Below are 18,946 nucleotides of genomic sequence, written 5' to 3' on the forward strand. Positions count from 1 at the left end.
TCAGCGGCGCAGGCCCGCCTCGACGAGCTCGGTGATGAGGTCGCCGTAGCTCAGTCCCGATGCCACCCAGCACTTCGGGAACATCGAGATGGGCGTGAATCCAGGCATGGTGTTGAGCTCGTTCACGACGAGCTCGCCGGTCGGGGTGAGGAACATGTCCACCCGGGCGAGGCCGCGACCGTCGACAGCCTGGAAGGCCCGGACGCCGGCCTCCTGAACGGCGGCCACCTCCGCCTCGGTCAGCTCCGCCGGGCACACCACATCGACGCCGTCGCCGCCGAGGTACTTCCCCTCGAAGTCGTAGAAGCCGCGGTCGGTCAGCACGATCTCGCCGGGGAGGGAGGTGCGGACGCCGTCGGCCGTCTCGAGGACGGCCACCTCGATCTCCCGGCCGGTGACACCGGCCTCGATGAGCACCTTGTCGTCCTCGGCGAAGGCGATGGCGAGGGCGGCGTCGAGTTCCTCCGGCGCCGACACCTTCGAGACGCCGACGCTCGACCCGGCGCGAGCGGGCTTGACGAAGACGGGCAGGCCGAAGTCGGCGGCGCGGGCGCGGAGGGCATCGGGGTCGGCGTCCCAGTCACGACGGCGCACGGTCACACCCGGCGCCACCGCGATCCCGGCGGCCTGCAGGGCGATCTTCATGAAGTGCTTATCCATGCACAGCGCCGAGTCGAGCACGCCGCCACCGGCGTAGGGCACCTCGAGCGTGTCGAAGTAGCCCTGGATCGTGCCGTCCTCGCCGTGCGGTCCGTGCAGGATCGGCAGCACGACGTCGATCTCGCCGAGTCCCTCGGTCTCGCCGCCCGGATGCACCACCCGCAGGGTGCGGTCGCCCCCGGGCTCCGGCCAGAGCACCCGGGTGCCGTTGTCGACGACCTCCGGGAGATGGGCGGCGTCGAGCGGGAACTTCGCCGGGTCGTCGTCCTCGAGGACGAAGGCACCCTCGCGGGTGATCCCCACCGGGATCACGGCATACCGGTCACGATCGATCGCGCCCAGCACTCCCCCCGCCGTTGCGGAACTGATCGAATGCTCGCTGGAGCGCCCTCCGAAGAGCACCACCACCGTCTGCTTGTCCATGGTTGGTCCTCTCCCCCTGCGGGGTGTCGTCGTCCGTCGTGAGATGCGGGGCGATGTCCCGGGGATCCATCTTGCCGTCGAGCACCATCTTCACCTGCTCGACGATCGGCATGTGCACATCGGCTTCGCGGGCGAGCTGCAGCACCGGCGCGACCGAGGCGAGCCCCTCGGCCGTCTGCTGCATCTGCTTCACGACGTCCTGGAAGCTGTAGCCCTGCCCGAGCAGCCGCCCGGCGGTGTTGTTGCGGCTCAGGGGCGACTGGCAGGTCGCGATGAGGTCGCCGAGACCGGCCAGTCCCTGCAGGGTCTCCGGCTGGGCGCCGTTCGCGACCGCGAAGTCGGTCATCTCGACGAGGCCGCGGGTGATGATGGATGCCTTGGTGTTCTCGCCGTAGCCGACGCCGTCGACGATGCCGATGGCGACGGCGATGAGGTTCTTGAGCACTCCGCCGAACTCCGTGCCGATGACATCCGTGTTCACGAACGTCCGGAAGTAGGAGTTGCGCGCGGCCCGGGCCACGACGTCCGCGGTCTCCTGGCTGCGCGACGAGATCACGGCCGCGGTCGGCTGCTCCCGCGCGATCTCCAGGGCGAGATTCGGTCCGGAGGCCACGGCGATCCGGTCGGGATCGCACTGCAGCTCCTGCTGGATGACCTGGCTCATGCGCAGGCCGGTGCCCCGCTCGACGCCCTTCATGAGGCTGACGATCTTGGCGTCGCCTGAGACGATCAGCGGGCGTAGCGCCTTGAGGTTCTCCCGCAGCGACTGGCTCGGCACGGACAGGTACACCTGGTCGACGCCGTCGAGCGCGGTCGCCAGCTCGTGCGTGGCCGCCATCGTGCGAGGCAGGTTGATGCCCGGCAGGTAACGCGAGTTGCGCTTCGCCTCGTCGATCTCATGCGCGAGCTCGGCCCGGCGTGCCCACATCGTCACGTGGGCGCCGCCGTCGGCGAGGATCTTGCCGAACGTCGTTCCCCAGCTGCCGGCGCCGATCACGGCGACGCGGGGTCCGGCCGGCACGGTTCTCTTAGGGGTCAAGGCGTCCGGTCTCCTTCTGGCCGTGGCTCGCCGGGTTCCAGCGCTCCGCGGGGGCCTTCTCGCCGCGCACCTGCTCCAGCAGCGCGGTGATCGCGTTCATGAGTCGGTTGGTGGCCTCCGTGAGAGCCGCCGGCTCACCCGCGCGGCCGCGGAGATCGGAGACGTCGACGGGGTCGCCGACGATGACGGTGACGGGCTTCCGGAGCGGCCAGAGGCTGAGCCCCTTCTGGTAGCGCCCCATGATCGCCTGGGTCCCCCACTGAGCCATCGGGATCAGCGGGATGCCGTCGGCGAGGGCGAGCCGCACCGCCCCCGACTTGCCGCGCATCGGCCACATGTCGGGGTCACGGGTGAGCGTGCCCTCCGGGTACACGATCACGCCGCGGCCGTGCTCCACGAGAGCTGCCGACTGGGCCATCGTCTGCTTCGCGGACGACGCCGACGAGGTGCGTGCGACCGGGATCATCCCCGTCTTGCGCAGGAACCACCCGAGCACGGGCACGCGGAAGAGGCTCTCCTTGGCCATGAACCGCGGAGCGCGCCCGATCCGCCAGACCGCCAAGGCGACGATCAGCGGATCGAACTCCGAGTAGTGGTTCGGCGCGAGGACGAAAGCACCCTCTCGCGGGAGCTTCTCCGCCCCGATGATGCGAACCTTCGCAATCAGCGACACCAGCGGGACGACGATCGCCGCGAGCGGCCAGAACACGCTCGGCCGTGTCTTCTCCGGCGACCGGGAAGCCATCGGGCTCACCGGAGGACGTCGAAGTCGGCGCCGAGCGCGTCGAGCTTGGCGAGGAACTTCTCGTATCCGCGACTCAGGATGTCGACGCCCGACACCTTCGACTCGCCGGTGGCCGTCAGCGCCGCGATCACGTGGCTGTAGCCGCCGCGCAGGTCGGGCACCACGATGTCGGCGCCGTGCAGGGGCGTGGGACCGGTGATGACGGCAGCCTGCTCCAGGTCACGACGCGGGACGCGCCGCGGGCCGTCCTGCAGGCCGCGCGGATGCACGACTATGTCGGCCCCCATCTTGACCAGTGCCTCGGTGAAGCCCATCCGGTTCTCGTACACGGTCTCGTGCACGACCGAGCGGCCGTGCGCCTGGGTGAGGGCGACCACGAGCGGCTGCTGCCAGTCGGTCATGAAGCCCGGGTGCACGTCGGTCTCGATCACGACCGGCTTGATGTCGCCGTCGCGGCGGAAGAGGATGCCGTCCTCCTGGATGTCGAACCAGCCGCCCGCCTTGCGGAAGACGTTGAGGAAGGTGAGCATCTCCTGCTGCTTGGCGCCGCCGACGAAGATCTCGCCGTCCGTGGCCAGAGCGGCCGAGGCCCACGAGGCCGCCTCGTTGCGGTCGAAGATCGACCGGTGGTCGTAGCCACGGAGCTTCTCGACGCCCTCGATGAGGATGACGCGGTTCGGCTCGTAGGAGATGATCGCGCCCATCTTCTGCAGGACGGCGATCAGGTCCATGATCTCGGGCTCGATCGCCGCGTTGCGCAGCTCCGTGACGCCCTCGGCGCGGACGGCGGTCAGCAGCACCTGCTCGGTCGCGCCGACGCTCGGGTACGGGAGGTGGATGTTCGCCCCGTGCAGACGGGTTCCTCCCGTGGAGAGGCGGATGCCGCTGGGGAGCTTCTCGACGATCGCGCCGAACTTGCGCAGCGCGTCCAGGTGGAAGTCGATCGGACGGTCCCCGATGCGGCACCCGCCGAGGTCGGGGATGAAGGCCTGGCCGAGGCGGTGCAGCAGCGGGCCGCAGAACAGGATCGGGATCCGGGAGGCGCCCGCGTGGGCGTCGATCTCCTCGAAGTGGGCCGACTCGACGTCGCTGGGGTCGAACACCAGGGAGCCGGGCTCGTCGCCCTCCGACACGCGGACGCCGTGCACCTCGAGCAGCGAACGCACCACGGCGACGTCGCTGATGGCCGGCACGTCGCGCAGGACGCTCGTGGTCTCCCCGAGCAGGGACGCGACCATCGCCTTGGTGGCGAGGTTCTTCGCGCCCTTCACGTCGACCCGTCCGCGCAGCGGACGACCTCCGCGGATGGCGAGGACGTCTCCGGTCAGCGCGGGGACGTCGTCGGAGAGAGCGTCGCGCACGGGTGTCGTCATTCGGGGCCTCACTTCATTCATCGGGGGCGGGGTTACCCCTGGCTCCCCCGCCCCCTCCGTCTCACTGGACGGGGAGGGTCCGCGGCCGCCACGACTCGCGACGGGCCTCGAACTGCGCGATCTTGTCTTCGTTGCGCAGCGTGAGCCCGATGTCATCGAGCCCTTCGAGGAGCCGCCATCTAGTGTAATCGTCGATCCCGATGTCGGCCTGGAAGCGGGCCTCCGCGCCTCCGGTGGGGTCGCCGATGGCGGCGGTGCGCGCCTCGAGGTCGACCGTCATGCGCGCGCCGGGATCGGCGTCCATGATCGCCCAGAACCGCTCCAGATCCGCCTCGGAGATGGTCGCCGCGAGGAGGCCCTGCTTGCCCGCGTTGCCGCGGAAGATGTCGGCGAACCGCGGGCTCAGCACGACCTTGAAGCCGAAGTCGCGAAGCGCCCAGACGGCGTGCTCACGGCTGGAACCGGTGCCGAAGTCGGGCCCGGCGACGAGGACGGACGCCCCCTGATACGGCGCCTGGTTGAGCACGAAGGCGGGGTCCTGCCGCCAACCGTGGAACAGCGCGTCCTCGAAGCCCGTCTTGGTGACACGCTTGAGGAACACCGCGGGGATGATCTGGTCGGTGTCGACGTTCGACCGCTTCAGCGGCGCGGCGATGCCCGTGTGGGTGGTGAACTTCTCCATGGTCAGGCCTCCAGATCGCTCGGGCTGGACAGGGTGCCGCGGATGGCGGTCGCCGCCGCGACGAGCGGCGACACGAGGTGCGTGCGGCCGCCCTTGCCCTGGCGCCCTTCGAAGTTGCGGTTCGAGGTGGAGGCGCAGCGCTCCCCCGGGGCGAGCTGATCGGGGTTCATGCCCAGGCACATCGAGCATCCTGCGAAGCGCCACTCCGCCCCGAAGTCCTTGATGACCTGATCCAGGCCCTCGGCCTCGGCCTCCAGTCGCACGCGGGCGGAGCCGGGAACGACCATCACCCGGACGCCGTCGGCCTTCTTCTTGCCCTGGATGATGGAGGCGAAGGCCCGGAGGTCCTCGATGCGGCTGTTCGTGCACGAGCCCATGAACACCGCGTCGACCGGCACCTCCTTCAGGGGCGTGCCCGGCGTCAGGTCCATGTACTCCAGCGCTCGCTCGGCGGCGGCCCGCTCGTTCGGGTCGGCGATCTCCGCCGGGTTCGGCACCGAGGCGGAGAGCGAGCTGCCCTGGCCGGGGTTCGTCCCCCACGTCACGAACGGCTCCAGCTCGTCGGCGTCGATGAAGACCTCGGCATCGAAGGTGGCGCCCTCGTCGGTCGGCAGCGTGCGCCAGTAGGCGACCGCGTCGTCCCAGTCCTGGCCCTTCGGCGCGTGCGGACGCCCCTCGAGGTAGGCGAACGTCGTCTCGTCCGGAGCCACCATGCCGGCGCGGGCGCCCGCCTCGATCGACATGTTGCAGATCGTCATGCGGCCCTCCATGGAGAGCGCGCGGATCGCGCTGCCGCGGTACTCGAGCACGTAGCCCTGACCGCCGCCGGTGCCGATCTTGGCGATCACGGCGAGGATGATGTCCTTCGCCGTGACGCCGGGACGCAGCGTGCCCTCGACGTTGATGGCCATCGTCTTGAACGGCTTCAGCGGCAGCGTCTGGGTCGCCATGACGTGCTCGACCTCGCTGGTGCCGATGCCGAACGCCATCGCGCCGAACGCGCCGTGCGTGGACGTGTGCGAGTCGCCGCAGACCACGGTGATCCCGGGCATGGTGAGGCCGAGCTGCGGGCCGACGACGTGGACGATCCCCTGCTCCGCGTCCCCCAGTGAGTGCAGACGCACGCCGAACTCGGCGGCGTTGCGGCGCAGCGTCTCGATCTGCGTGCGGCTGGTCAGGTCGGCGATGGGCTTGTCGATCTCCCACGTCGGCGTGTTGTGGTCCTCCGTGGCGATGGTCAGGTCGAGCCGGCGGAGCGGCCGTCCCTCGCTGCGGAGGCCGTCGAAGGCCTGCGGGCTGGTGACCTCGTGCACGAGGTGCAGGTCGATGTAGATGAGGTCGGGCTGGCCGTCCTCGCCCTTGACGACGAGGTGGTCGTCCCAGACCTTCTCGGCGAGCGTCCTGGGGCGTGCGGAATCCGCACCGGCGGTGGTGGTCATGGCGTGTCTCCTGTGGATGGCGGTTCGGCCCACGATGGACTCCGCGACGAGGAGGGGCTCAGATCGAGGTCTCGCCGCGGCCGCTAAGAAGGAGCACGGTCCGCATGACGTCAGGTTACCACCGCTCGGACACGCCGAGACACGCCGTGACACTCTGTTGCTCACCCGATCGACCGAGAGGCCCCCGCATGACCGTCGAGACCGCCCGCTTCGCCACCCGCGCCGTCCACGCCGCGAGAGGCCGAGCCGCTGCCGCCTCCCGTGTGACGCCGATCTACCTGACGGCCGGGTTCGAGTTCGACGACTTCGATCACGCCGCCGACCACTTCGGCACCGGCACCGGATTCGGGTACACGCGCACCGGCAACCCCACGGTGCACGCGGTGGAGCGGCAGCTCGCGAGCCTGGAGTCCGGTGCCGACGCCGTGCTCGTGGCCAGCGGACAGGCCGCGGTGACCACCGCTCTGCTCTCGGTCGTGGGGGCGGGCGACCACATCGTCTCCTCGACCCACATCTACGAGGGCACCCGCGGGCTGTTCCTGGACAACCTTGCCCGACTCGGCATCGAGACGACGTTCGTGGACGACATCGCCGACCCGGATGCCTGGCGGGAGGCCGTACGCCCGACGACCAGGGCGCTGTTCGCGGAGTCGCTCGCCAACGCCCGCAACGACGTGCTCGACGTGGCGGCCGTGAGCGCCGTGGCCGACGAGATCGCCATCCCCCTGATCGTCGACAACACCCTGGCCACGCCCGCCCTCCTCCGACCGCTGGAGCTCGGCGCGGCGATCGTGGTGCACTCCGCGTCGAAGTTCCTCGCGGGCCAGGGCGCTGTGCTCGGCGGCGTGGTGATCGACGACGGCCGGTTCGATGCGGAGCGCGCCGGGCACAACGCCCCGCACCTCGTGCTGCCGGGGCGGGGCGGCGCACCCAGCGTCTTCGCCCGGCACGGCGGCCGCGCGCGCATCGGGTACGCCAGGGAGTCGGTGGCTCCGCGGTTCGGTGCCTCGCCCTCGCCCCTCAACGCGTTCCTCATCGGCCAGGGCACCGAGACGCTCAGCCTGCGTGTGGAGCGCCAGTCGCAGAACGCCCTCGCCGTCGCACGCTGGCTGGCCGCACACGACGCCGTGGAGAGCGTGGACTACGTCGGCCTCCCCTCGCATCCTCACCACGAGACCGCGCTGCGCTACCTCGACGGCGGGTTCGGCTCCATCTTCACCTTCACGCTGCGCGGCGGTCTCCCCGCGGCCCGTCGCTTCGTGGAGGAGGTGTCCGTGTTCACCCACATGACGCACATCGGCGACGTGCGGTCGCTCGTGCTGCACCCCGGCACGACCAGCCACGCGCAGCGCACCGACGAGGAGCGTCGGATCCTCGGCGTCGGCCCCGGCACGCTGCGGCTGTCGATCGGCATCGAGGATGTCGACGACCTGATCGGCGACCTCGCGCGGGTGCTCGAGAGCGTCAGGGAGACGGTGGCATGAGCCGCCTGCAGCACTTCGGGTGGTTCCTCGCCCGGGGCTTCGGTCCTCAGGGGTGGGGATATCCGTCCCTGGACTGGGACTACGACTGGACGCGGCCGGAGGTCTACCAGGAAGCCGCCCGCACCCTGGAGCAGGCCGGTTTCGACCTCGTGATCATCGAGGACAGCCCCTCGCTCGGCTCGGCGGACACGATCGACCTGCGTGTGCGTCATGCGTTCGGCGGCCCGAAGCACGATCCCCTGCTGCTCGCACCGTACCTCTTCCAGGCGACCCGTCATCTCGGGGTGGTGCCCACCGTGAACCCCGCGGCCTCGCTGCCCTACACCTCGGCCCGGCAGTTCGCGACCCTGCAGCACCTGAGCGGGCACCGGCTCGGTCTCAACGTGGTCACCGACACCGGCAGCGCCCGGCACTTCTCGGCGGCCCCGCAACTCGGCCATGACGAGGCGTACGACCGTGCCGAGGAATGGCTCGCCGGCATCCGCGCGCTCTGGCGGAGCTGGGACGACGGTGCGCTGGTCGCCGATCCCGTCTCCGGGGTCTACGCGGACGGCACGCGCATGCGTCCGGTGCAGCACCGCGGCGCCCACTACGACTTCGACGGCCCTCTGAACGCCCTGCCCTTCACGGACGGCGAGCCGGCCATCGTCTCCCCCGGCGGCTCCGGACGCGGCCTGGCGTTCGCGGGGGCGAACTCCGACGTCCAGCTGGCCCTCGCTCCCCTGCACGAGAAGGCGGTGCGGGAGTACCGGCAGCGGGTGCACGACGCGGCTCTCGCCTGCGGACGCCGGGCCGAGGACGTCAAGATCCTCTTCGCGATCCAGCCCGTGATCACGGCGTCCGCCGAGGAGGCCGACCGGATCGTGGCCGCCTCCGCACACCCGGACGACGCCGCACTCGCGCAGATCGCCCGGAAGCAGTCGAGTGATCTGGAGACCGATCTCACGACCCTCGATCTGGACCGCCCCCTCGACACGTCGATCTTCGGAGCGCACGTCTCCCGCGGCAGCATCCAGCGCCTGATCGGCGATCGGGGCGAGGACGCCCCGCTCCGCGCGCACCTCACCGCACTCGCCCGCACCGGCCGGCTGCGCGACCGCAGCGGGTTCGTGGGTACCGCGGAGGAGTTCGCCGATCTCGTCGAGGAACTCGGCGAGTGGGGCAACGACGGCGTGCTCCTCTGGGGCGACTTCCATCCCGTGACCCTGCACCGCACCCTCGACGAGCTGGTGCCGATCCTCCGCCGCCGCGGGCTCCTCCGTCGCGACTACGCGGACGGCGGTCTGCAGGCGAATCTGCAGGCGTTCTGACCCGCTCCGCGCGGACTCAGTCGCCGACCGGGATGGTGCGCTTCTCGGCGCGCTTCTCCCGGGACGAGGCGATCAGGCTCGCGATCGTCGCGACCGTCATCGACACGAGGATCACGGCGAGCGACACCATGTTGTCGATGTCCGGCACCCATTCCACGTGCTCGCCGCCGTTGATGAACGGGAGCTCGTTGACGTGCAGCGCATGCAGGATCAGCTTGATGCCGATGAACCCGAGGATCACGGCGATGCCGTAGTGCAGGTAGCGGAGGCGGTCCAGGAGGTCGCCGAGGAGGAAGTAGAGCTGGCGCAGCCCCATGAGAGCGAAGATGTTGGCGGCGAAGACGAGGAAGCCGTTGGTCGTGATCTCGAAGATCGCGGGGATCGAGTCGATCGCGAAGATGAGGTCGGTGACGCCGATCGTGATGAACACGATGATCATCGGCGTCCACATCCGCTTCCCGTCGACGGTCGTGCGGATCTTCGAGCCGTCGTAGGTCTCGCTGATGTCGATCCGGCGGCGGAGCAGCCGGACGATGAAGTTCTCGCGCTTGACGTCGTCCTCGTGCTCGCCTTCCGGCATCGCCTGCCGGATGGCCGTGTAGACGAGGAAGGCGCCGAACAGGTAGAAGATCGGCGAGAAGTTCTCGATGATCGTCACGCCGACGAGGATGAACAGCCCGCGCAGGACCAGCGCGATGATGATCCCGACCATCAGCACCTGCTGCTGCAGACGTCGCGGCACCGCGAACTGCGCCATGATCAGCACGAAGACGAAGAGATTGTCGACGGAGAGGCTGTACTCCAGCGCCCACCCGGTGATGAAGTCCCCGGCGTTCCGCCATCCGCCCACGGTCCCCAGCAGCACCGCGAAGAGCAGGGCGAGGCCCACATAGAACACGACCCAGAGGGTCGACTCCTTGGTGGAGGGGATGTGCGGGCGCAGCCGGATGAGGAGCAGGTCGCCGATCAGGATGATCGTGAGGACGACCATCGAGGTGATCTCGAACCAGACGGGGATGTCCACGGGCGCTGTGCACCTTTCGCGAGGGGTCGGGAATGAGTCGAAAGTCTCTCCCCCGCAGATGTGCGGCGCGCGCCCGGAGCAGCGATGTCGGTGCTCGTGATGACGTTACGCGCGGATTCGGGATACTCCCTCTCGCCCGGGCCATGCTACCGGAGGCGGGGGTCATCGGGACGAGGAAGTCGACACACGACGGCGGATCCGCATCCGTGCTGAGACGATGGGACATCCGCCGACACTCTCCAGGGAGAGACACCGAACGGAACCAGGATGCCCGGACAGACGAGTGACCAGCGCTGGGCCGCCCAGGCGGCGGCCGGCGACCAGAGCGCCTTCCGCGCGCTGTACCGCGCCCACGTGCGCCCCGTGTACTGGATCGCCCACGGCATCCTCGGCGCCGCCGCCGACGCGGAGGATGTGACGCAGGAGACCTTCGTGGTCGCCTGGCGCAAGCTTCCGGGCCTGGAGCTGCAGGGAGAATCGATCCTCCCCTGGCTCGCGACGATCTGCCGCTTCCAAGCGGCGAACCGTCTGCGTCAGCGGCGCCGCGACCAGGCGCACACGACGGACGCGGCCGACGACCAGCTCCCCGACGTCGTCAGCGTCGAGGACCAGGTGATCACGGCGGCGCTCGCCGCGCGGATCGCCGCGGAGGTGGGCACCCTGAACGAGCTCGACCGGGAGATCTTCCGGCTGTGCGCGTCCGAGGGCTACGCCTATCAGGCCGCCGCCGACGAGCTCGGCGTGACGCACGCCGTCGTCCGGAACCGTCTCTCGCGCGTGCGCACCCAGCTGCGCGGCGCCGTCAAGGAAGTGAGGGACGCATGAACGACCAGACCCCGCAGCAGAGCCTCCCGCCCGTGTCCGACGCGACCGTCGCGCGGATCGAGGACGCCGTCTTCAGCGAGATCCAGGGTGAGCGGCCGCCGGTTCCGCCGCGCGCAGAGCGCGCCAGGAGACGTCGACGCCGGTGGCTCACGGCCGGCGGGATCGCGGCGGCCTTCGTCGTCGGGGTCCTGGTGACGCCGCCGATCCTCGGTGCCGTGGGAGGCGGCGGCTCGTCCGTATCCACCGCGGACGGCGTCGTGGGCTGGTCGACCGACGAGGCGGGCTCGGCCGTGCCGGACCGGGCCGTCGAAGGGGCGACCCTCCCTGGGGCCGTCGGATCGGACGCGGCGGCATCCGCCGAGGATGCCAGGGAGATCGTCGCCACGGCCCAGGCTTCTCTGCGGGTGAAGGACATCGCCGATGCCGCCGCCGCCATCGGCGACCTCGCTGTCGAACACGGCGGCTACGTCGAGAGCACCGAGGTCGGTAAGGCGCTCGCGACGGATGCTCCCGCCGAGCGGGTCCCTGCGGATTCCGGGTACGGCTGGATCACGGTCCGCGTCCCCGCCGACGACCTGACCACGGTGATCGCCGCCCTCGGCGACACCGGGGAGGTCCTGTCGTCCTCCGTCACGAAGCAGGACGTCACCGCCACCGCGATCGATCTCCGCGCCCGCGTGGAGTCGACCCGCGCCTCGGTGCAGCGGCTCACGGAGCTCATGAGCCAGTCGGGCTCGGTCGCCGATCTCATCGAGGCCGAGGTCGCACTCACCGATCGCCAGGCGCAGCTCGAGTCGTACGAACAGCAGCTCGCCGCACTGGAGGATCAGGTGGCCCTGTCGTCCCTCACGGTGGAGCTGTCGCGGGCGGACGCTCCGGCCGCAGCGGACCCCGCGGGCTTCGGCGACGGGTTGCGGGCCGGATGGAATGGTCTGGTCGTCTCGCTCAACGCCCTGGTGATCGCGTTCGGCTTCCTCCTCCCCTGGCTCGCGGTGGCCGCTGTCGTCGTCCTGGTCGTCTGGCTCGTCCGCCGCGGCCGACGGCGCCGGAGGGCCGCGTCCGCTGAGCCCCGCGCGGAGGACTAACCCGACTTTCCGCGGTATACAAGAAGTCTTGTGCGTCTCCGAACCGCTGCATAGCCTTCGGGGCGTGGAAGACATCTCCGTGATCACCGCCGTGCACCATCCGCTGCGGCGTCGCATCTACGACCACCTCCTGCTCTACGGCACGTCGCAGGTGACGGCGATCGCCCGCGCGCTCGACAGCCAGGTCGGCAGCATCAGCCATCACCTCCGGATGCTGGAGCGCGCCGGGATCGTCGCGCGTGCCCCCGACCCGACCGGCGATCGGCGCACGAGCTGGTGGACCGTCGCACGACGCGGCCTCACTTGGTCGGTGGAGGACTTCGCCGACTCCCCCGCCGATGCGCTCCTCGCCAGGGAGGCACAACGCCAGGGCATCCGTATGCAGATCGATCGTCTGCAGCGCTGGCATCGCCGACGAGGCGATCCCGCCGTGGCTGACTACGACGCCTCCAACACGGAGGCCACCGCCTGGGCGACCCCGGACGAGCTGCGCGATCTCTCCGCACGCGTCCTGCAGGCGCTGCGGGACTGGCAGGCATCGATCGACGAGGACGACGGCCAGGAGCGCACGCCCGTGTTCTTCTTCGCCCACGCGTTCCCCACGGAACTGTGATGACCGCACTCACCCCGCCCTTCGAGCTCTCGGCCCCTCCTCCGTTCCGGCGCGACCGGATGGTGCACGCGTGGATCGGCGTGAAGGCCCTGTCCGATGCCGGCGACGCCGTGTGGACGATCGCGGTGGCGTGGACGGCCGTGCAGATCGCCTCCCCCGCCGTCGCCGGACTCATCGTCGCCGCCGGCACGATTCCGCGCGCCCTGGTCCTGCTCTTCGGCGGAGTCATCGCGGACCGCGCCGACGCCCGCCGGGTGATGATGGTCTGCAACGCGGCGCGTGTGGGCGTGCTCGTCGCCGCTGCCGTGTGGACGGTCTCGCAGGCGCCGACCGTGCCCGTCCTGCTCGCCGCCGCCGTGGCGTTCGGGGTGTGCGACGCGTTCTACGAGCCCTCGGCCGGCACCATCGGGCGACAGCTGGTGCGCACGGACGATCTCCCCTCCTACGCGGCTGTCATCCAGACGGCATCACGCCTGGGCACGATGGGGGGCGCCGCTCTGGGCGGCCTGCTCGTCGCCCAGGCCGGTCTCGCAGGGAGCGCATCGGCGAACGCGGTGACCTTCGCTCTCGTCGTCGGATTCCTGACGATCGCCCTGCGCCCGCGGTTCCGGCTCGCCCGGGCCCCGCGCACGTCGTCCCTGCGCGCGATCGGCGCGGCGTTCGCCCACCTCGGGGCGAACCCCACGACGCGCACGCTCGTCATCGCCCTCTCCGGGCTCAACCTCGCGGTCGGCCCGGCCGTCGGCATCGGCCTCGCCCTGCGGGCGCACACCGAAGGATGGGGAGCTCCCGCAGTCGGCCTGTTCGAGGGCCTCCTCGGCCTCGGTGCTGCCGTGGGCGCGGCCGCGGTCGCGAGATGGCGGCCGCGCCACGAGGCGCGGAGCGGATTCGGCGCTCTCCTCGTCCAGGGAGCGGGCATCGTCGCGCTCGGGTTCGGCCCCGTCTGGACGGTGGCCGTCGCCGCGGCTGTGGTCGGCGCCACCGCGGGATACGCCTCCGTGCTGCTGAGCGCGACCTTCGCCGCGACGGTGGACACCGCGTTCCTCGGTCGGATGGGCTCCCTCACCCGGCTCGGCGACGACTGCCTGATGCCGCTCGCGATGGCGGGCTTCGGCGCACTCGCCTCCCTCACCGCCGTCTGGGTGCCGTTCGTCGTGGCCGGTGGCGCGATGATGACGCTCATGCTCGTGCCGCTCCAGGCCCGCGCGTTCCGGACCCTGTCGCTGCGCGCGGACGACTGACGCGCACGGTCGGGAACGACGAAAGCCCCCCGGAGAACCGGAGGGCTTTCGTCGTGTTGTGTGACCCCAGCGGGATTCGAACCCGCGTTACCGCCGTGAGAGGGCGGCGTACTAGGCCGCTATACGATGGGGCCGTCTTGCGGAACTTTTCCGTTCCGCGACAACCGTTCAAGTATGCCACGGCGATTCTCACTGCGCCAAATCGAGGCCGCTTCACCCCAGATCCCGGGCGTGGCGCGCCGATTTCCGTTTGCCGCAGACCCCGGGAAGGAGTTGACTCTTCTCATGCGCGTCACCAAGTTCGAACATGCCACCCTTCGCCTGGACCAGAACGACGACACCCTCCTGATCGATCCGGGATCCTTCACCGCCCCGCTGCACGATCTCAGCGGACTGGTCGCCATCGTGCTCACGCACGAGCACCCCGACCACTGGACGCCGGAGCACCTCGACCGGATCCTCCGCGCGGCCCCAGGCACCCCCATCTTCGGACCGGAGGGCGTGGCGAAGGCGGCGGAGGGCTACGAGGTCACCGTCGTCTCCCCCGGCGACACCGTGGAGGTCGGCGCCTTCACCCTGCGCTTCTTCGGCGGCACGCACGCGGTGATCCACTCGTCGATCCCGACCATCGACAACGTGGGCGTGCTCGTCAACGACACGTTCTACTACCCCGGCGACTCCTATGCGGTGCCCGAGGGCGTCGAGGTCGGTACCCTCGCCGCGCCGCTCGGAGCCCCGTGGCTCAAGATCGGGGAAGCCATCGACTACGTGCTCGCCGTGAAGCCCCGCCGCGCGTTCGGCACGCACGACATGACCCTGTCCGTGATCGGCAAGAACATGCACCGCCAGCGACTGCAGTGGGCGACCGAGCAGGGTGGCGGCGAGTTCCTCGTGCTCGAACCCGGCGACGCCGTGGATCTGTGACCGCACCGCGACGCCTCCTGCCCGCCCCGACGCCGCGGCTCGCCTTCCGGGAGATGACCGCCGACGACCTCGACGAGATGGCGGCGCTCCTCGGGGATCCGGAAGTCATGGCCTACTACCCGGCGCCGAAGTCGCGAACCGAAGCCGCCGCGTGGATCGCGCGCATGCAGCAGCGCTACCGCGAGGACGGCCACGGTCTCTGGATCATCGAGACGCACGACGGGGAGTTCCTCGGCGACTGCGGTCTCACCTGGCAGTCGGTGAACGACTCCCCCGTCCTCGAAGTCGGCTATCACGTCCGCGCCGACCGCCAGCGGCGCGGCTATGCGACCGAGGCGGCGCGCGCCTGCGTCGACCTCGTCGCGCAGACGTTCGCGCCGATACTCCTCACCGCCATCATCCACCCCGAGAACCAGGCGTCACGAGGCGTGGCGGAGAAGCTCGGCATGAGCCACATCGCCGATGACCACGCCCATCCCTGGATCGTGCGGACCGTGATGGGCATGACCGTGGAGGACGCGGCCGGCCGCGCCTCCTGACTGCGGGCCAGGATACCGGGGCACTCTTGCTCCGGTCGTGACCGGATGCTGTACTGGGCGCTCGTAACGTGTTACCTGTCACCAAAGGAACAGTCCTCATGATGATGACCGGAGTTCACCAGAGCAGGAAGAGGATCGGGCTCGCCCTCGCCGGCGTCGCCCTCGTCGCGTCCGGCCTCGTCGGCACGACGGCGGCGACGGCACGGGCGGACGACGATTTCGGCGACCGCGAGGAACGGGCCAGCTCGCGGATCATCGGAGGCACGGCGGTGCCGAACGACGCCTATCCGTTCATGGCGTCCCTCCAGTTCGCCGGCGAGGCCTTCTGTGGCGGCTCGCTGGTGGCGCCGCGCGTCGTGATGACCGCCGCGCATTGCGTCACGGGCGCCGACCCCCTCAGCGGGCTCCCGGTGCCCGACGTGGACGGAGTGACGGTGACGGTCGGCCGCACCGTGCTGTCCGACGGCAGTCAGGGTCAGGATCGCGGTCTCGCCGGCGCGGACGCCGGCGGCCCGGTCGTCGTGCACCCGCGGTACCTCCAGGGGGATGAGGCCTACGACCTCGCCTTCGTGACGCTCGACCGCCCGGTCTCGGGCATCGTGCCCGTGAAGCTGCCCACCAAGGGGACGGACGCCCTCCTCCGTCCTGGACAGTCGGCGACGGTCATCGGCTGGGGCAACACCGACACCGCTCTCGGGAACTTCCCGGACCGGCTCCGTCAGGTCCAGGTGCCGATGCTCGCGACGGAGGAGTGCGAGCTCAGCTACGACTCCTTCCGCCCGGGAGTGAACATGTGTGCCGGCGTCGTCGGCAAGGACTCCTGCCAGGGAGACAGCGGCGGGCCGCTTTTCCGCCGACCTCCGGCGCGCGACACCGCCTACCAGATCGGCGTCGTGTCCTACGGGGACGGCTGCGGCGAGCAGGGCGCGCCAGGGGTGTACGTGTCGCTGAGCTCCGCAGACCTCTGGGACACGCTGGCAGAGTCCCCTGAGGGCAAGGCCATCGCGAAGAGCCTGAGGCGCTGACCGCTGCCGGGATCGCTGTCGGTCAGCCCTGAGAGCCCCGCACCCGCAGGTCACGCGCGAGGTGGTCGCGCTGCTCGATGAGGAGTCGTCGCAGCGCCGCCGGGGCCTCGGGGGTGGCCGACAGCCAGGCATCGACCAGGTCCAGCGAGGACCGCGCGGGGAACAGACCGATCACCAGGCGACGAGCGATCTCGATGCTCCGCTCCGACCACGCGGTCCCGATCCGCTCGAAGTACTCCTCGTCGAAGGACTCGATGAGTTCGCGGCGGCCGCCGGCGCGGAAGCCCCCGATCTCGGCATCGAGGTGGTCGTTGGTGAGCGACCGGTCGTCCCACGCGGCCGTCCAGGCGGACGCGCGCACCGCCGCGTCGGGGACGGAGGCGCGAGCGCGGCGGGCGGCGGTGCGTCCGTCGCCGGTGTCGTCCCGCTCCTCCTCCGCAGCGATGTCCGCGAGATCGGCGTGGCCGGTCGTCACGAGGGCCGTGAGGAGCTGCCAGCGCAGGTCGGGATCCACGACGAGCCCTTCGGGCACATCGCCGTCGAGCAGGGCACGGACCTCGGCGTGATGGATGTCATCGAAAGCCGAGGCCGCCGCCAGCGCGCGCGCCCAGGAGAGCTGGGCGTCGCTGCCGGCGTCCGCCTGCTGCAGCGTCGACCACGTGGCCTCGGTCCAGGCGCGCTGCTCCGCGTCGCGTCGGTCGTCGCGGACGAAATGCCGCAGCGCGAAAGCGGCGTCGAGGAGCGCTGCGGCCAGCAGACCGCCGTTCGACTCCCGCGGCGCGTGCGCCCGCACGATCGCGACGAAGCGAGCCGCGTCGAGTTCGCCGTCACGGGTGGCGTTCCAGAGCGACGACCACACGAGCGCCCGGGCGAGCGGGTCCTCGATGTCGGACAGCGACTCCTCGACGGTGCGGAGGGACCGCTCGTCGAGGCGCGCCTTCGCATAGGTGAGGTCGTCGTCGTTGAGCAGCACGAGATCGGCCTCGGGGAGGTCGATGTCCACGCGCTCCCCGATCAGGTCCAGCTCCCGCTGCTCCCGCCGCACGATGCGGCCGTCCACGCGGTCGTACAGCCCGATCCGCAGGCGGTGCGGACGGACGTCGTCCTGCACGAGGTGGTGTCCTCCGTCGGCGTCGGTCTCCGTCCAGATCGTCGAGACGCCCGTCGTCTGCAGCCAGGCGGCCGCCCAGTCGGTCATGTCCCGGCCGGAGACCGCGCTGAGCTCGACGAGGAAGTCGTCGAGAGTGGTGTTGCCGAAGGCGTTGGCGGCGAAGTACCGGCGAGCCCCCTCGAAGAACGCCTCGTCGCCTACGAAGGCGACCAGCTGCTTCAGCACCGAAGCGCCCTTGGCGTAGGTGATGCCGTCGAAGTTCAGCTTCGCTGCCTCGAGGTCGGGGATGTCGGCGACGATGGGGTGGGTCGTGGGGAGCTGATCCTGCTGATAGGCCCAGGCCTTGCGACGCATGGCGAACGTCACCCACGCGTCGTGGAACCGGGTGGCCACCGCCGAGGCGTGCGAGCCCATGTAGTCGGCGAACGACTCCTTGAGCCAGAGGTCGTCCCACCACGTCATCGTGACGAGGTCGCCGAACCACATGTGCGCCATCTCGTGGAGGATCGTGTTGGCCCGGCTCGCCCGCTGCGCCTCGGTGGCGGCGCCGCGCGAGAGGTAGCCCTCCGTGAAGGTGACCAGACCGGGATTCTCCATCGCACCGAGGTTGTACTCGGGGACGAAGACCTGGTCGTACTTGCCCCACGGATAGGGATAGGCGAAGGCGTCGGTGAAGAAGTCGAGCCCCTGCCGGGTGACCTCGAGGATCTCGTCGGCCTCGAGGTGATCGACGAGCGAGCGGCGGACGAACACCCCGAGGGCGACCTGCTGCTCGTCTCTGGTCCACCCCCCGTCGACGCGGGCATAGGGGCCGGCCGCGATCGCCGTGATGTAGCTCGAGATCGGCAGGGTGGGGGCGAACTGCACCCGCTGCACGCCGACGCCGAGGTCGACGTGAGCCGGCGACTGGTTCGAGAGCACCTCCCACCCGGACGGCGCGTCGACGACGAAGGTGTACTCAGCCTTCATGTCCGGCTGCTCGAAGCAGGCCATCACCCGGCGGGAGTCCGCGGGCTCGTACTGGGTGTACAGGTAGGTGCGGTCGTCTGCCGGGTCGTGGAACCGGTGCAGACCCTCCCCCGACCGGCTGTAGGCACCGACCGCCTCGACCAGGACGACGTTCGAGGCCGCGAGGCCGTCGATCGTCAGGCGCGCCCCGTCGTAGACGACGTCCCGCTGCTCCCCGTTCACCTCGACGCGGACGACCTCCTCGCCGATGAAGTCCAGCCACGTGCTCTGGACGGTCGCATCGAACTCCAGGACGGTCGTGGTCGGGAAGCCCGTGCGCGCTCGCTCCGGGGCTCCGGTCAGGTCCAGCTCGACGCGGATGCGGTGCAGGGTGATCGCAGCGGATCGCGCCGCGGTCTCCTCACGGGTCAGGTTCGCGGTGTGCATCCCCCCATC

At 70.4% G+C, this 18,946-nt stretch carries 17 protein-coding genes and 1 tRNA gene; 9 read left to right on the forward strand and 9 right to left on the reverse strand.

Features of this window, described 5'->3' with window-relative positions; all coding sequences use genetic code 11:
* From D8M34_RS01820 to leuC, 6 genes are all read right to left on the reverse strand, one after another.
* The gene (locus D8M34_RS01820) at positions 1-1,083 is read right to left on the reverse strand and encodes a D-alanine--D-alanine ligase family protein (RefSeq protein ID WP_126892995.1); all 1,083 of its coding nucleotides are present in this window, start codon (positions 1,081-1,083) and stop codon (positions 1-3) included.
* The gene (locus D8M34_RS01825; protein ID WP_062634761.1) at positions 983-2,122 is read right to left on the reverse strand and encodes an NAD(P)H-dependent glycerol-3-phosphate dehydrogenase; all 1,140 of its coding nucleotides are present in this window, start codon (positions 2,120-2,122) and stop codon (positions 983-985) included. The genes D8M34_RS01820 and D8M34_RS01825 overlap by 101 nt, the downstream gene beginning before the upstream one ends.
* The gene (locus D8M34_RS01830) at positions 2,112-2,867 is read right to left on the reverse strand and encodes a lysophospholipid acyltransferase family protein (protein WP_029989231.1); all 756 of its coding nucleotides are present in this window, start codon (positions 2,865-2,867) and stop codon (positions 2,112-2,114) included. Before D8M34_RS01830 ends, D8M34_RS01825 begins: the two co-directional genes overlap by 11 nt.
* 5 nt (positions 2,868-2,872) lie before the next feature.
* Entirely contained in the window at positions 2,873-4,240 is a 1,368-nt protein-coding gene (gene murA / locus D8M34_RS01835; protein WP_025103310.1) for a UDP-N-acetylglucosamine 1-carboxyvinyltransferase, read from the reverse strand.
* Between the two features lie 61 nt (positions 4,241-4,301).
* Positions 4,302-4,922 carry a 3-isopropylmalate dehydratase small subunit gene (gene leuD, locus D8M34_RS01840; RefSeq protein WP_126892996.1) on the reverse strand — a complete coding sequence of 207 codons (621 nt, stop codon included), beginning with the start codon at positions 4,920-4,922 and terminating at the stop codon, positions 4,302-4,304.
* A 2-nt stretch (positions 4,923-4,924) separates the two neighbouring features.
* Positions 4,925-6,361, reverse strand: a complete 1,437-nt coding sequence (gene leuC, locus D8M34_RS01845) for a 3-isopropylmalate dehydratase large subunit (protein WP_025103308.1) — start codon at positions 6,359-6,361, stop codon at positions 4,925-4,927.
* A gap of 188 nt (positions 6,362-6,549) precedes the next feature.
* Here leuC and D8M34_RS01850 point away from each other — a divergent pair, with 188 nt between their 5' ends.
* Together D8M34_RS01850 and D8M34_RS01855 are read left to right on the forward strand one after the other, a co-directional pair.
* Positions 6,550-7,845 (forward strand): O-acetylhomoserine aminocarboxypropyltransferase/cysteine synthase family protein, encoded by a 1,296-nt coding sequence (locus D8M34_RS01850; protein WP_126892997.1) that lies wholly within the window; start codon positions 6,550-6,552, stop codon positions 7,843-7,845.
* On the forward strand, positions 7,842-9,155 hold the full coding sequence (locus D8M34_RS01855) for an LLM class flavin-dependent oxidoreductase (RefSeq protein ID WP_126892998.1): 1,314 nt from the start codon (positions 7,842-7,844) through the stop codon (positions 9,153-9,155). Before D8M34_RS01850 ends, D8M34_RS01855 begins: the two co-directional genes overlap by 4 nt.
* Before the next feature lie 16 nt (positions 9,156-9,171).
* On the opposite strand, the gene D8M34_RS01860 is transcribed toward D8M34_RS01855, so the two are convergent.
* Complete coding sequence (locus tag D8M34_RS01860) at positions 9,172-10,179, reverse strand: TerC/Alx family metal homeostasis membrane protein (protein WP_025103305.1); 1,008 nt, start codon at positions 10,177-10,179, stop codon at positions 9,172-9,174.
* A 267-nt stretch (positions 10,180-10,446) separates the two neighbouring features.
* On the opposite strand from D8M34_RS01860, the gene D8M34_RS01865 reads away from it, so the two are divergent.
* The 4 genes from D8M34_RS01865 to D8M34_RS01880 all read left to right on the forward strand — a co-directional run bounded on the left by D8M34_RS01865 (position 10,447) and on the right by D8M34_RS01880 (position 13,943).
* Entirely contained in the window at positions 10,447-11,004 is a 558-nt protein-coding gene (locus tag D8M34_RS01865; RefSeq protein WP_126892999.1) for an RNA polymerase sigma factor, read from the forward strand.
* Positions 11,001-12,089, forward strand: coding sequence for a DUF4349 domain-containing protein (locus tag D8M34_RS01870; protein ID WP_126893000.1), 1,089 nt, complete (start codon positions 11,001-11,003; stop codon positions 12,087-12,089). Before D8M34_RS01865 ends, D8M34_RS01870 begins: the two co-directional genes overlap by 4 nt.
* Before the next feature lie 64 nt (positions 12,090-12,153).
* Positions 12,154-12,702: a winged helix-turn-helix domain-containing protein gene (locus D8M34_RS01875; RefSeq protein ID WP_126893001.1), complete on the forward strand. Its 549-nt coding sequence runs from the start codon at positions 12,154-12,156 to the stop codon at positions 12,700-12,702.
* Positions 12,702-13,943: an MFS transporter gene (locus tag D8M34_RS01880; protein ID WP_126893002.1), complete on the forward strand. Its 1,242-nt coding sequence runs from the start codon at positions 12,702-12,704 to the stop codon at positions 13,941-13,943. Before D8M34_RS01875 ends, D8M34_RS01880 begins: the two co-directional genes overlap by 1 nt.
* Positions 13,944-14,004: 61 nt before the next feature.
* On the opposite strand, the gene D8M34_RS01885 is transcribed toward D8M34_RS01880, so the two are convergent.
* A tRNA-Glu gene (locus D8M34_RS01885) sits at positions 14,005-14,077 on the reverse strand.
* Between the two features lie 151 nt (positions 14,078-14,228).
* Here D8M34_RS01885 and D8M34_RS01890 point away from each other — a divergent pair.
* From D8M34_RS01890 to D8M34_RS01900, 3 genes are all read left to right on the forward strand, one after another.
* Positions 14,229-14,867 (forward strand): MBL fold metallo-hydrolase, encoded by a 639-nt coding sequence (locus D8M34_RS01890; protein WP_025103300.1) that lies wholly within the window; start codon positions 14,229-14,231, stop codon positions 14,865-14,867.
* Positions 14,864-15,406 (forward strand): GNAT family N-acetyltransferase, encoded by a 543-nt coding sequence (locus tag D8M34_RS01895; RefSeq protein WP_274543239.1) that lies wholly within the window; start codon positions 14,864-14,866, stop codon positions 15,404-15,406. Before D8M34_RS01890 ends, D8M34_RS01895 begins: the two co-directional genes overlap by 4 nt.
* A 98-nt stretch (positions 15,407-15,504) precedes the next feature.
* Entirely contained in the window at positions 15,505-16,431 is a 927-nt protein-coding gene (locus D8M34_RS01900; RefSeq protein WP_238695577.1) for a S1 family peptidase, read from the forward strand.
* Positions 16,432-16,453: 22 nt separating this feature from the next.
* Here D8M34_RS01900 and pepN read toward each other — a convergent pair whose 3' ends face one another.
* Positions 16,454-18,937 (reverse strand): aminopeptidase N, encoded by a 2,484-nt coding sequence (gene pepN, locus D8M34_RS01905; protein WP_126893003.1) that lies wholly within the window; start codon positions 18,935-18,937, stop codon positions 16,454-16,456.
* Between the last annotated feature and the right edge of the window lie 9 nt (positions 18,938-18,946).

It is taken from the genome of Microbacterium sp. HSID17254, assembly GCF_003989315.1.
In the GTDB taxonomy this organism is placed as follows: Bacteria; Actinomycetota; Actinomycetes; order Actinomycetales; family Microbacteriaceae; genus Microbacterium.